At 64.5% G+C, this 12,770-nt stretch carries 11 protein-coding genes; 7 read left to right on the plus strand and 4 right to left on the minus strand.

Annotated elements, in window-relative coordinates; all coding sequences use genetic code 11:
* Window positions 1-52 precede the first annotated feature (52 nt).
* The gene (locus MSG32_RS07275; protein WP_248378993.1) at window positions 53-1,039 is read right to left on the minus strand and encodes a zinc-dependent alcohol dehydrogenase family protein; all 987 of its coding nucleotides are present in this window, start codon (window positions 1,037-1,039) and stop codon (window positions 53-55) included.
* 226 nt (window positions 1,040-1,265) lie between these two features.
* Between MSG32_RS07275 and MSG32_RS07280 the strand changes: the two genes are divergently transcribed.
* Window positions 1,266-2,168 carry a LysR family transcriptional regulator gene (locus MSG32_RS07280; RefSeq protein ID WP_043332286.1) on the plus strand — a complete coding sequence of 301 codons (903 nt, stop codon included), beginning with the start codon at window positions 1,266-1,268 and terminating at the stop codon, window positions 2,166-2,168.
* A 16-nt stretch (window positions 2,169-2,184) separates the two neighbouring features.
* Here the strand turns inward: MSG32_RS07280 and MSG32_RS07285 are convergent, their stop codons facing one another.
* Window positions 2,185-2,760 (minus strand): HD domain-containing protein, encoded by a 576-nt coding sequence (locus tag MSG32_RS07285; protein ID WP_248378994.1) that lies wholly within the window; start codon window positions 2,758-2,760, stop codon window positions 2,185-2,187.
* Window positions 2,757-3,854 (minus strand): TauD/TfdA family dioxygenase, encoded by a 1,098-nt coding sequence (locus MSG32_RS07290; protein WP_248378995.1) that lies wholly within the window; start codon window positions 3,852-3,854, stop codon window positions 2,757-2,759. The genes MSG32_RS07285 and MSG32_RS07290 overlap by 4 nt, the downstream gene beginning before the upstream one ends.
* Window positions 3,855-4,107: 253 nt before the next feature.
* Here MSG32_RS07290 and MSG32_RS07295 point away from each other — a divergent pair, with 253 nt between their 5' ends.
* From MSG32_RS07295 to MSG32_RS07320, 6 genes are all read left to right on the plus strand, one after another.
* Entirely contained in the window at window positions 4,108-5,145 is a 1,038-nt protein-coding gene (locus MSG32_RS07295; RefSeq protein WP_052384372.1) for a LysR substrate-binding domain-containing protein, read from the plus strand.
* 279 nt (window positions 5,146-5,424) lie between these two features.
* Window positions 5,425-6,924 carry an ABC transporter substrate-binding protein gene (locus MSG32_RS07300; protein WP_248378996.1) on the plus strand — a complete coding sequence of 500 codons (1,500 nt, stop codon included), beginning with the start codon at window positions 5,425-5,427 and terminating at the stop codon, window positions 6,922-6,924.
* Window positions 6,924-8,201, plus strand: a complete 1,278-nt coding sequence (locus MSG32_RS07305; protein ID WP_248378997.1) for an alkaline phosphatase family protein — start codon at window positions 6,924-6,926, stop codon at window positions 8,199-8,201. The genes MSG32_RS07300 and MSG32_RS07305 overlap by 1 nt, the downstream gene beginning before the upstream one ends.
* A gap of 1 nt (window position 8,202) precedes the next feature.
* Window positions 8,203-9,147 (plus strand): ABC transporter permease, encoded by a 945-nt coding sequence (locus tag MSG32_RS07310; protein ID WP_054555884.1) that lies wholly within the window; start codon window positions 8,203-8,205, stop codon window positions 9,145-9,147.
* 7 nt (window positions 9,148-9,154) lie between these two features.
* The gene (locus MSG32_RS07315; protein ID WP_248378998.1) at window positions 9,155-10,054 is read left to right on the plus strand and encodes an ABC transporter permease; all 900 of its coding nucleotides are present in this window, start codon (window positions 9,155-9,157) and stop codon (window positions 10,052-10,054) included.
* Window positions 10,055-10,077: 23 nt separating this feature from the next.
* Window positions 10,078-12,042, plus strand: coding sequence for an ABC transporter ATP-binding protein (locus MSG32_RS07320; RefSeq protein ID WP_248378999.1), 1,965 nt, complete (start codon window positions 10,078-10,080; stop codon window positions 12,040-12,042).
* Window positions 12,043-12,421: 379 nt separating this feature from the next.
* On the opposite strand, the gene MSG32_RS07325 is transcribed toward MSG32_RS07320, so the two are convergent.
* Complete coding sequence (locus MSG32_RS07325; protein WP_043332305.1) at window positions 12,422-12,769, minus strand: hypothetical protein; 348 nt, start codon at window positions 12,767-12,769, stop codon at window positions 12,422-12,424.
* Between the last annotated feature and the right edge of the window lies 1 nt (window position 12,770).

Below are 12,770 nucleotides of genomic sequence, written 5' to 3' on the forward strand. Positions count from 1 at the left end.
GCGGGTCTCGCTAACAGACCTCGGCATCAGACCTCAGCAGCAGGTCTCGGCATCAGACCTCGACGATGACCTTGCCGGTTGCCTTGCCGCTGCCCAGACGGGCGTGGGCCTGGCCCACTTCCTCAAGCGGGAAGACCTGATCATCGATGATCGGCTTGAGCGCGCCGGCATCGGCGATACGCGCCATGTCGGCGAGAATCTCGTGGTGCTGCTGACGACGGAAGTCATGCAGCATCGGGATCAGCATGAAGACGACGTGCAGTGACAGGCCCTTGAAGTGCGCGGTGGACAGATCGATTTCCATGAAGGACACGGTCGTCGAGACATGGCCATTGAGCGCGGCAGCCTCGAAGGAGGTCGGCAGGTTGGCACCGCCGACGGAGTCGAACACGATGTCGAAGCCCTTGCCGTCGGTGTGCTTGGCCACATAGTCGGCGACCTGCTCATTGCGGTAATTGATGGCACTGGCACCCAGCCCTTCGACCAGCGCCTCGTGCTCATCACGGCCGACGGTAGAGGCGACGTCAGCACCGAAGTGACGGGCCAGCTGGATGGCGATGTGACCCACGCCGCCCGCACCACCGTGAACCAGCACCTTCTGACCGGCTTCAATGTTGGCGCGCTTGAGGCCTTCATAGGCCGTGATGCCGACCAGCGGCAGCGCCGCGGCTTCCACCATGCTCAGGGACTTCGGCTTGTGGGCGATCAGGCGGACATCGGCGGCGATATACTCGGCCAGGGTGCCCGGAAGGTCGGCCAGGCCACCAGCACAACCATAGACTTCATCCCCGATGGCGTAGCCTTCGACGCCCTCGCCCACGGCTTCGACGGTACCGGCGAAGTCCATGCCCAGCAGCGCCGGCAGTGCCGGAGACAGCGGCAGCTCAGGGCCCATCTCGCGAATCATGGTGTCGACGGTGTTGATGCTGGTGGCGGCGATGCGCACCAGTACCTGACCTGCCGCCGCTTGGGGCTTGGCGATTTCCGCCGCTTCGAACACCTCGGGACCACCGAATGATTTGACGAGCATCGCTTTCATGAGTCTGTCTCCTGCGTGGATGTGGAGCCAGCATAATTGTCATGGGCCTGAATGATAAACGGCGATAAACTACAATCAGTTTATTGGTTTTATTGAAAGTATTGGATGTATTGGGCGTAGTGGACGTATTGGGCGTAGTGGACGTCACGAACGTTGCGCCAAGCCGTTGCTGGCGTGCCTCTCGCCATCGGGAGCCACGCACGTCGACGCAAATGAGGACACCCGCATGAATCTTGAGCACCTGAAGCTGTTCGTCCGTCTGGCCGCCGTGAACAGCATCAGTCAGGCCGGCGAGGATCTGGGGCTGTCGCCCGCCGTCGCCAGCTCTCACCTGCGCAAGCTCGAGGACAGTCTGGGGGTGCGCCTGCTGCATCGCACCACGCGTCATGTGGCACTGAGCGAAGAAGGCCGTGCCTTTCTCCCCCATGCAGAGGAGGTACTGATCAGCGCCGAGGCCGCGCGGGCTGCCGTCGGCATCGGCACGACCTCCCCCAGCGGCACCTTGCGCATCACCGCATCCGCCTCCTTCGGGCGCATGCACCTGGTGCCGGGCCTGGCCGGTTTTCTCGAGCGCTGCCCTGATCTGGAACTGGACCTGCGCCTGACCGACACCATCGTCGATCTGGTCGAGGGCGGCTTTGATATCGCCATCCGCAACTCCGCCCTCAAGGATTCCAGCCTGATCGCGCGGCGCCTGGCACCGGACAAGCGCATTCTGTGCGCCTCGCCGGACTATCTCGCGCGCCATGGCACGCCGACGCACCCCTCGATGCTGCACGAACACGAATGCCTGACCCTGATCGGCATGGACCAGTGGTGCTTTCAGTGCGAGAACGGCGTCGAGCCGATTCGGGTCAAGGGGCGTATCCGCACCGACAATGGCGAAGCCGTTCGTGACGCCTGCGCTGCTGGCCTGGGCATCACCCTGTCCTCGACATGGAGCATTTACCGCCACCTGGCCGAAGGCAGCCTGGTAGAGGTGCTGCCCGAGACGCCCTTGATCAGCGAGACCGGCATCTGGGCGGTCTATCCCAGCAACCGCCAGCTGGCCCCCAAGGTGCGCGCCTTCCTGGACTACTTCTCCGAATACTTCGGCAGCCCGCCCTATTGGGATGTCCAACAGGGCTGAGGCACCGGAAAGCCCGTCATCCCGCCGCCAGCACCCAGCGCTGGAGCATCGGCTTGTAGTGAGCGAAGCCCGGCGTCTGCATGCCGGCCACCTTGGCGGCATCATCCAGGCGCCGCACCTTGAGAATGGCCGCAAGCTGGGGCAGCTGGGCAAAGGCCGCGGCCTCGTGCGGCTCCATCGCCCCGCCCTGCAGGGCCAGGCTATCCAGCGAGGCCTGTGACAGACAGGCGCGATAGCTCGGCTCCACCGCGACCAGATAACGCTTGGCCGCCACGTGCTGGCGTACCGGCTCGACAATCTCGGCCGGGAAGAAGCGCGCCAGCCAGTCGGCACCGCTGACCTGATGACGATTGTCCTGGCCGTTCATCAAGACCTCCGGCGGCAGCGCATTGGCGTAATGCCCTACGTCATGCAGCAAGGCGGCCAGAATCACCGACTCGGATTCCCCCTGCTGCTCGGCCAGATGCGCCGCCTGCAGCATGTGCTCGGCCATGGTCACCTCCTCGCCCAGATAGGAGTCCGCACCGTGCAGGGCGAAGATGTCCTCGATCAGGCCGACGATGCCCTCGGCGTTGGCAGGCTGCGTGATCATCGGGCGTTCTCCAGCAGATTGAGGGTGGAATACAGGCTGTCGAGATCGGCGTAGGCGCCCTGCAGATGACGATTGCCACCGGCCACGAAGGCGGTACGGGCATGCATCACGCGACTGTTGTCGAACAGCAGGCAGTCCCCCGGGGCAAGGCGCAGGCGCGTGGCCTGCTCCGGCTGACCGATCACGCGCGCCCAGTCGTGATAGGCACGATAGAAGGCGCGTTGCGCCTCAAGCGGCAGCGGCAGCGAGGCGATGGAGCGGTTGTTGTAACGCACCTGGCGGATGTTGCCCTTGTGGTCGGTCTCGATGAACGGCACCCAGCTTCTGAGATCGGCATGGTCCGCGTCATGGAAGCGGAACGGCACCCGCGTGCGCGTCAGCAGCGCGAAACTCTCGGGCGCCAGCTCGCGCAGGCGCTCGGCGGCGGCGAAGCCATCCACCAGCAGGGTCTGGCCGCCTTCCACCTCGTTGCTCAGGCAATGCAGCAGCTGGATGCTCGGCGCCGGATCACGATAGGGATTGTCGGTATGCGCCCCGAGCCCGAGATTGCTGAAGGCGAGATTGCTCGGCGAGACCTCGGTGCGGACATCGAACAGCTTGCCGTAATTGGTTTCGCGCACATACCCGAACTGCTCGATCACCTCGAGCACCTTGCCCGGCTCGACAGGCACGCCACGCAGGCACACCACCCCGGTATCACGGACCCAGGCCAGTGCCTTGCGACGTGCCTCTCCCCCGGCGACGACATCGGCCCACTCGACCCGGGCGACCGAGAACTCGCTGCCCTGCCAGAGCGTCTTGTGCGCGCTGCTGCGCTCATCGGGGAAGCCGGTGCTCAAGGCGGCCAGCTCATCGACGCCGTAGCGAATCTCGCGTGCATTGCTCAGTGTCACTCGCAGGACGTCGCCCTCCTCAAGCGCCGCCTCGCTGATGGCGGCGTCCCAGTCGAGGTCGAGCACACTGTCCAGACGCTGGCCATTGGCATGGCGACGGGCGGGGTCATGGTCTTGCAGCCACAGCACATGCTGGGCAAGGGTCTGGCCATCATCCAGAGTCAGGTGAAGCTGTTCGGCGTCAAACGCGAGGCGAGGCATGCAGAGTCTTCCTGTCTGTCGAGTGCGATCACAAGCCGCAAGGCACGGCATGACGAACGGGTGTGGCTGGCGCTCATGTCAAACGAGCGATCCGCCAGTGGATGCCCGCCATGCTAGTGAACGCAGACCCGTGACCATAGCGAGACTTTCTGGCGGCGAGCCTTAGTTTTTATGCGCGCAGACTGTCACGTCATCGTCATGCACGGCTGCAAGAATGAGCGCCCGGCCGCGTGCCGCGGCAGGATCTGCAGTCATGGCTTCAGCACCAGCCGCCGATGCGGCGACTGGCTCAGTCAAGCTGGAGTTCTGCATGTCGCGTCCTGCCTATCACCCTTCCCAGCGCCTCGCTCAGCGCCTGCCCCCCTTCAATGCCCTGACCGCCTTCGAGGCCACCGCACGCCTCGGCAGCCTGACCCGCGCCGCCGCCGAACTGTGCATTACCCAGGGCGCCGTCAGTCAGCGCGTCAAGCAGCTGGAAGACTTCCTCGCGGTCAGCCTGTTCGTGCGCCGCGGCAATCGTATCGAGCTGACCGACGAGGCGCATGCCTATCTGCCGCTGGTCAGTGGCGTGTTCGAGACCCTCAAGCGCGGTACCGCCACCCTCTTCCAGCACGATGAGCAACAGAGCCTGACACTGCGCTCCAATCACAGCTTCGTCGAATACTGGCTGATCCCCAGGCTCAAGGACTTCCAGCGCCTGCATCCGAACATCCAGGTCACGGTGCTGCCGCACAACCAGGTACTCCCGGACGAGCAGCCCGACGTCGATATCGAGATCATCAATGGCTACGGCGGCTGGTGCGGGCGCGAGTACGAGAAACTGGCCGATGAGCAGTGGGTCGTCGTGGCCAGCCCCACCTTCCTGCATCACTCCCTCGCCCCCAATGCCTCGCCCGCGAGTCCACTCGACGAGCTGGCCCGCGCGCCCAGAATCGAGTGCATCGGCTACCGCGAAAGCTGGCTGGACTGGTTCCGCCTGCAGAAGTTTCGCGGCCACATCCCGCCGGCCGGCCTCAAGTTCGGCAATGCCAGTCTGGCGATTGCCGCGGCGCTCGAGGGGCACGGCTTCCTGCTCGTCCGCCAGTCCTTCGTGATGGACCTGATCAAGAACGGACGCCTGCAACTGGCCCACGCCTTGCGCATGCCCAGTACCAGCAGCCAGTACCTGCTGGTATCTCCAGAACGCCGCCATGCCCCGGCGGTCAACGATTTCTGTGCCTGGTTGCGCAGCACCATGCACACCTCTCAGGCCAATCCTGTCACCAGCGAGATGCCCTCCCAGCCCCGCTAGCACGGGCAGGAAGACGCGAGCCTCAGAATTTCTAAGGCACAGTCGCAGTTTTTGTTACGGCCAACGGCCGGCATCTGTCACGGAAACGTCATCATCTGCGCCAAAGATGACGCCTCAAGACGACAGCGTTGACGCAGTTCGACCGTCCCGACGGGCTGCGCCACGAGCCATCCAACGGCCTGCCTGTCGGCCTGACCCGGTCTTGCGGAACCTGCTTGCTGTCACTGATGACCGTACCTGACGACCGCCCCTGACCGTTGCCCTTGCCTGGAGCCTGACATGAAGAAGCCCTTGATCGCCGCCATCGGCCTTGCCGCCTTCGCCCAACTGGCCGTCCCCCAGCTGGCCCATGCCGAGACACTGCGCACCCCGCATTGGGTCGAGTTCAGTGGCAAGGAGTCGCTGGACCCCATCTCCCCGACGCGCTTCTACTCGGCCAACCAGCTGATCTACAGCCGCCTGGTCCGTCAGGGCAGCAAGGGCGAGCCGGTGTCGGACCTGGCCTCCGAGTGGCAGGCCAATCCCGCTGCCGATGAGTGGACCTTCACGCTGCGTGACGGGGTCAGCTTCCACAACGGCAAGGCGCTGAGCGCGGATGACGTCATCTACAGCTTCACGCGTCTGCTCGACCCCGAGCGCGATGCCCCGGCACGTGCCGCGCTGTCAGTCATCGAGGACGTCAGCGTCAATGAAGCCGGCCAGATCGTGTTCCGTCTCAGCCAGTCCCATGCTGACCTGCCGATTCTGCTGATGGATTACCGCGCCAAGATCGTGCCGGTCGGCTTTGATGACGACACCTCACTGCAGGGCATCGGCACCGGCCCCTTCAAGCTGGTCGAATTCGATCCGCAGGGCACCACCACCTTCGAAGCCTTCGCTGACTACTGGGAAGGCGCACCGAAGCTGGATGGCATGGACCTGATCGGCATTCCCGATGACAACGCCCGCACCCAGGCATTGCTGGCCGGCCAGATTGACTGGTCGGGCTGGAATGGCGTCAACGCCCAGCAGCTGCGCCTGTTCTCCAGCAACCCGGCCTACCACTACGACTCCATCGCCACCGGCGACTGGCGTGGCATGGTGTTCCGCGCCGACGACGAGGTCTTCCAGGATGTGCGCGTGCGCCGCGCGCTGCGTCTGGTGGTCGACCGTGAAGAGATGGTCAACCTGCTGTTCGGCAAGGGCGGCGCCACCATTACCTGTGACAATCCGGTCTGGAATGGCGATCAGTACAAGCTGGCGCAGCAATGCCCGCAGGACCTCGACACCGCTCGCAGCCTGTTGAGCGACGCGGGGTATGCCGATGGGCTGGAGATCGACGTCTACACCAGCGGCGTCGACAACTACTTCCGCCCGATGACGGAGCTCTACCAGCGTCAGGCAGCCGAGGCCGGCATCACCGTCAATGTGCACAACGTGCCCGCGGCGGATTACTGGAACACCGCCTGGATGAAGAAGCCGGCCTTCACCGCGGCCTGGGGCCAGCGCCCGACCGACCAGGTGCTCAACGAGATCTTCCAGAGCGAGGCCAACTGGAACGAGTCGGCCTACAAGAATCCCGAATTCGATGCCCTGCTCGCCAAGGCGCGCGCCACCCTGGATGACGAAGCTCGCACCGAGCTCTATCACCAGGCCCAGGCGCTGCTGACCGAGACCGGCGCGACGCTGATTCCCTTCCACCTCAACAACAACCGCGTCATGAAGCGTGAGGTGCATATCCCGGCGGTCGAGCACTTCGCGATTCGCTGGCACCAGGTCGACAAGCAGGGAGAGAGCTGATGTCCCGCCCTGGCCTGATCCTGATTCTGATGGACGGCATCAGCAGTCAGCGCTTCGCCGAAACGCGGGCGCGCCTGCCGCATCTCGATGCCCTGGCCAGAGACGGCCTGCTGATCGAGCGCCTGGGTGCCGATACCAATGCCAATTCGATGCCCGCGCGAGCGGGCATCCTGACCGGGCAACCGGCTCAGGTGCACGGCATCTACTCAAACGGTATCTATTCCAACGGCATCCATTGCCCCGGTGCTGAGACGGAGACGGAGTTTGCGTCTGCTACAGGGACTGAGACGGATCGCGACAGTCACGCCTCAGACGCCAGCGCCACTGCAGGGCATTTTCGTCCAGCAGCGGTCGAGGACCTGCGTGGCGAGACCCTGCTCGAGGCCGCGCGCGCGGCAGGACTGCGGGTGGCCAGCCTCGGCTTCGGGCTGGCCCGCCCCGAGAGCTGTGACTGGTATCTGTCGCCCTGGTGGGAGGACGGCGACCTGCGCGCCAAGGGCATGACCGCGCCGCGTCTGAATCACTGGGACGCCCGCAATGACGCCCTGATGCGCGCGATGAGCAATGACCAGCAACTGCTCAACGAGGCACTGTCGCTGATCGAGCGCGAAACGCCAGAGCTGGTGTTGCTCGAACTCAACACCCCCGATTACTGCCTGCATGTGCATGGCAATGATGACGCCCTGGTCGATGGGGCCCTGATGATGGTCGATGCCCAGCTCGGCAGCCTGCTGGCCGGCCTTGAAGCCATCAACAAGCGCGAGGCCTATCACCTGTGTGTCTTCAGCGATCATGGTCATGCCCCGGTCCAGCGGGCGCTGGTGGCAGACCGCCTTCTACCGGGTGTCGCGCTGCAATGTGATGGTGGCCTGTTGCTGGTGGCCTGTGATGATGACGAACGCCAACGCGAGCAGGCCGCGCGCCTGGCCGAGTTCGGCGTCACGCCGCTCGCGGCGGCCGACTTCCTGCCCCCGGATGTGAAGCATATCCAGCTCTATCAGGCGCCGCCGGGCATGAGCTTCGAACCCGCCTGCAAGCATGCCCATCACGCAGAGCTGATTGCAGCGCCCGGCTATGTCTCCACGCACGGTTTCGGCCCCGGCGCCACGTCGGACCAGCGCTTCGCCATTCTGCACAGCCCGTCAATCACTGCGGGCGAGCGCCTTGAGCTCGAGTCACTGGCCCTCCACCCGCGCCTGCGTCAGGTGCTGGGCCTGCCGCCCCTCGGTGAGGCTTCGACGCCACAGCGGGCACGTGATCTTCAAGAGGTGAACTGAGATGTGGGCAATGCTGTTGCAGCGCTGCCTGTATGGCGGCTTCACGCTGGTCTTCGTGGCCTGCGTGGTGTTCTGGGTGATCGAGATGCTGCCGGGCGACTTCTGCGTCAACTATCTGGGACGCAGCATGACACCGATCAATCTCGCCCAATGTCGCGCCGAACTTGGGTTGGACACGCCGGTGACGACGCGCTTCGTCAGCTGGTGGGGGCAGTTGCTGAGTGGTGATTTCGGCACCTCGCTGACCAGTCGCGCACCGGTCAGCGATACCTTGATGCCACGTCTGGCCAACACCTTGCTGCTGGGCGGCATCGCGACCGTGATGGCCATCCCGCTGGCCATCCTGCTGGGGCTGATCGCGGCGCTCAAGCGCGACAGCTGGATCGACTCCAGCCTCTCCAGCCTGGTGCTGATCGCCATGACGGTGCCGGAATTCATCAGCGCCACCCTGCTGACCCTGGCCTTCGCCATCTGGCTGCCGTGGTTCCCTGCCATCACCGTGGCCGGCGCCAACGAGAGCCTGTGGAACCTGCTACCCGGTGTCTGGCTGCCCGCCATCACGCTGGCGTTGGTGGCCATGGCACACATGATGCGCATGACCCGCTCCAACACCATCAGCGTGATGGACAGCGACTTCATGAACATGGCGCGTATCCGCCAGCTGCCGCGCTGGCGTCTGGTGATCCGTCATCTGGCGCCGGCCGCCCTGCTGCCGACCATCAGTCTGGCCGCCATGACCATCGCCTGGCTGCTGGGCGGCGTGGTGATCGTCGAACAGGTATTCAACTATCCGGGGCTGGGGCGCCTGATGATCTCGGCCATCAATGACCGCGACATGCCGGTGGTGCAGGCCTGCGCGCTGGTGCTCTCCGTCACCTATGTGCTGTGCAATCTGGTCGCCGACATGCTGGTCATCGTGCTCAATCCCAAACTCAAGACAGCCTGAGTCACTCATGAACGCTTCTTCCTCGACGACCGCGCGCGGCCCGCGACTAGCCATGGCCAGCCTGCCGGGTCAACACACCCTGGCGCTGCTGTGGGCCAATCGCCAGGGCCGCCTGGGCCTGGTGCTGATCGGCCTGCATCTTCTGCTGGCCGTCGCTGGCCGCTGGCTGGCGCCCCATGACATCTCCGCGGGCGACAGCCTCGCCTCACTGCTGCCCCCCAGTGCCGAACATTGGCTGGGCACCGACCAGCTCGGCCGCGATGTCCTCAGCCGCACCCTGGCCGGGGGCCGCGAGGCCATCTACACCTCTCTTCCGGCCGCCGTGCTGGCCGTGGTATGGGGCAGCGCCTGCGGCATGCTGCTGGCCATCATCGGCGGGCGAGTCGAGAACATCGCCATGCGTCTGGTGGACGCCCTGCTGTCGATTCCCTGGCTACTGTTCCTGCTGCTGGTCATCGGCGTGATGGGCCCCGGCCCGCTGGTCTTCATCCTGACTCTGGGCATCTTCTATGGCGTGGCGGTGGTGCGCGTGATGGTCACGGCGTGCCGCGAAGTGCTGTGTCTTGACTATATACAGGCCGCACGACTGCGCGGCGACAGCCTGATGCGCCTGCTGTGGCGCGAGATCAAACCCAACGTGCTCGACACCATCCTCGTCGAGCTGGCGATGCGCTGGTCCTGGGCATTGCTGGCCTTCAGCTCGCTGTCGTTTCTCGGTTTCGGCGTCTCCCCACCAACCCCGGACTGGGGGCTGATGGTCGCCGATGGCCGCGGCTTCATGTCGTTTGCGCCCTGGGCCGTGCTGCCGCCCATCGTGGCGCTCTCCAGCCTGATCATCGCCATCAATCTGGTCGCCGACACCCTGGCCAAGACACTGGGCATCGACCGTGCGGGGCGCCCCGAATGATTCCGAACTCCAAAGGTGACGCCATGACGGACAACGCCGTGATCCGCGTTCGCGATCTCAACATCGGCTTTCATGATCGCCAGCAGACCTGGCGACCCGTGCTGCGCGGTATCGACCTGAGCCTGGGCCAGGGCGAGATTCTGGGTCTGGTGGGCGAGTCCGGCAGCGGCAAGAGCACCTTGGCCACGGCCATGCTGGGCCTGTTGCGTCGGGGCAGCCTGATGCGCACTGGCGAGGTGAGTATCGCCTTACCTGCGCCCTCCTCTGGCTCCACTCCTGCCTCTACTTCTGCCACTGCCTCTACTTCTACTTCTACGAGTCATGCCCCTCTTCACGACGAGCACCAACAGCTGAGCTTTCATCATCAACCGGGGCGCTGGCTGGGCGAACTCAGGCTCGGGCTGGTGTCCCAGCATGCCGAAAAGGCGATGACGCCCCACCTCACGCTCGGCAGTCTGCTGTGCGAGACGCTGTTGTCACAGGGCGTGAAAGGCAAGGCGGCACGCGAACAGCAGGCCGTGGCATGGCTGCGACGCGTCCATCTCCCTCACCCCGAAGTGCTGATGCAGCGCTATCCGCACCAGCTTTCCGGCGGACAGCAGCAACGCGCCAGTCTGGCGCTGGCCCTGGCGCAACGCCCACGAGTGCTGGTGATGGATGAGCCGACCACCGGACTGGATGCCAGCACCCAGAATGAGATTCTGGCGCTGTTGGCCTCGCTGCGCGCTGAGCTGGGCATGAGCATCGTCTTCGTCAGTCATGATCTGGGCGCGGTATCTCACCTGTGTGACCGCGTCGCGGTGATGTACGCCGGTCAACTGGTGGAGGTCGCCGCGACTCGCGACTTCCTGAATGGCCCGCGCCACCCCTATGGTCACGCGCTGCTGGCCGCGACGCCGGGCAGTCAGTGCTATCGACCTGACGCCGCGCTGGAAGGCACGCCGCCCCTGGTGGGAAGCACCATCAAGGGCTGTGCCTTCGCACCGCGCTGTCCGCGCGCCAGTGAGACGTGCCGTGACAGCGTGCCGAGCTGGCAAGGTCGCTACGCCTGTCATCATGCGCTGGAAGGTCATGAATCAGTGGGCAGAGCGCATGCGGAGAGCGGAGAAAGTGCGAAAAGTGCGGAAAGTAACGCATCGACCGATGAGCGGGCGGATCGCGTAAAGAACGACTCGCAGTCAGCCACGTCGCTGGACGTCGCGCCGCTGCTGGCCGTGGAGTCGCTGAACCTGTGCTATCGCATGCCCGGCTGGCTGGCGCGCCTGCGCGGTGAAACGCCGGCGCTCACCGTCAGCGATGTGGCATTCTCGCTCCAGCAAGGCGAGACGCTGGCCTTGATCGGCGAATCCGGCAGCGGCAAGACCTCGATCCTCAAGGCGCTGGCCGGCCTGCTCTCCCCCGTCTCCGGACAACTCAGTCTGCGTCAGGAGTCCTTGGCGGGATTGGTCGCCGAGCGGCGTCCGGTGCAGCGTCAGAAGATCCAGTACATCTTCCAGCATGCCAGCACGGCACTGAATCCTCGTCTGACCGTGTTCGAATCCCTCGCACCGGTGCTGTCTCGCTGGTTCGATCTCAAGGGGGATGGCGCCCGCCAGCGTGCCCAGTCGCTGCTGGAAGAAGTTCGCCTGCCCGCGCTCTATCTCGACCGTCTGCCCAGCCAGCTGTCGGGGGGCGAGCAGCAGCGCGTCGCCATCGCCCGCGCGCTGGCCGCCGAGCCCGACATCCTGCTGTGTGACGAGATCACCTCGGCGCTGGATGTCTCGGTACAGGCGGCCATCATTCGTCTGCTGCAACGCCTCAAGCGTGAGCGCGGCCTGAGCCTGGTCTTCGTCACCCATGACCTGGGGCTGGTCAGTCATTTCGCGGACCGCGTACTGGTGCTGCGCAATGGCCGCACCGAGCACTTGGGAGATGTCGCAAGCCTCGCCACAGGGGACCTGCCGCCCTATGTGCAAACCCTGATGGAGGCCAAGCTGGTCGCGGCATGACCCGGCTTTCTGTCCCGACTGCCTCTCTCGGCTGCCTGTCCCAGCTGCGGATCATCGCTGCTGATTACCTTCATGCAACGAAAAAAGCCCACCAATGGCGGGCAGGGAATGTCGGGACAGGACATTCAGGACAGGAAAGCGTTTGAGCAAGGGCTCTGCAGTTGACGACGAGTGCGCATTTCCACACTGGCTTCCACTCAGCCAAAACACTTGCTCAAGCGTTCTTCTCTCTCACGTATTCTTCTCTGGGACACTGACCATCATGACGCGACACGATGGTCAGTGGGTCCATTCAGCAACTGACAGGGGCAAGTCGATGGCATATCGGCATCCTTGGCTGTCTTGCAGAGTCGGAGGATGTTCATCCGCCGACGAGAGATCATGCGCTTTCGTTCAAGGCATGCTCGACGCGTGTAGCAGAGACACTCTTGCCGGCATCGTTGACGTAATCAGCCGAATCGCTCGCCAGTGCACGGGTGGTGCCCTGGATGCCGGCGTTGCTGATGGACTTCTGGACGCGGCTGGCAGCGACACTCATGCCGGTTTCCACGGCGTCATCGTGATGCAGTGCGGCTTGCTGAGTCACCGGCTGTGCCTGGCCCATGATCACGCGATCACTGAGGGTGGCACGGACACGGGCATCGGCTTCGCTGTCATTGGCAGAGGCCACGCCAGTGGCGGCAACGGACAATGCGGCAATGGCAAATAGAGACTTGAGGGATTGCATG

Origin of the sequence: Cobetia sp. 1CM21F (assembly GCF_023161745.1) — a bacterium.
Taxonomy (GTDB): domain Bacteria; phylum Pseudomonadota; class Gammaproteobacteria; order Pseudomonadales; family Halomonadaceae; genus Cobetia; species Cobetia amphilecti.

Bases quoted from the DNA above. Each gene is read 5' to 3' on its own strand.
- MSG32_RS07275 (WP_248378993.1), bottom strand. From the start codon at position 1,039: ATGAAAGCGATGCTCGTCAAATCATTCGGTGGTCCCGAGGTGTTCGAA.
- MSG32_RS07280 (WP_043332286.1), top strand. From the start codon at position 1,266: ATGAATCTTGAGCACCTGAAGCTGTTCGTCCGTCTGGCCGCCGTGAAC.
- MSG32_RS07285 (WP_248378994.1), bottom strand. From the start codon at position 2,760: ATGATCACGCAGCCTGCCAACGCCGAGGGCATCGTCGGCCTGATCGAG.
- MSG32_RS07290 (WP_248378995.1), bottom strand. From the start codon at position 3,854: ATGCCTCGCCTCGCGTTTGACGCCGAACAGCTTCACCTGACTCTGGAT.
- MSG32_RS07295 (WP_052384372.1), top strand. From the start codon at position 4,108: ATGGCTTCAGCACCAGCCGCCGATGCGGCGACTGGCTCAGTCAAGCTG.
- MSG32_RS07300 (WP_248378996.1), top strand. From the start codon at position 5,425: ATGAAGAAGCCCTTGATCGCCGCCATCGGCCTTGCCGCCTTCGCCCAA.
- MSG32_RS07305 (WP_248378997.1), top strand. From the start codon at position 6,924: ATGTCCCGCCCTGGCCTGATCCTGATTCTGATGGACGGCATCAGCAGT.
- MSG32_RS07310 (WP_054555884.1), top strand. From the start codon at position 8,203: ATGTGGGCAATGCTGTTGCAGCGCTGCCTGTATGGCGGCTTCACGCTG.
- MSG32_RS07315 (WP_248378998.1), top strand. From the start codon at position 9,155: ATGAACGCTTCTTCCTCGACGACCGCGCGCGGCCCGCGACTAGCCATG.
- MSG32_RS07320 (WP_248378999.1), top strand. From the start codon at position 10,078: ATGACGGACAACGCCGTGATCCGCGTTCGCGATCTCAACATCGGCTTT.
- MSG32_RS07325 (WP_043332305.1), bottom strand. From the start codon at position 12,769: ATGCAATCCCTCAAGTCTCTATTTGCCATTGCCGCATTGTCCGTTGCC.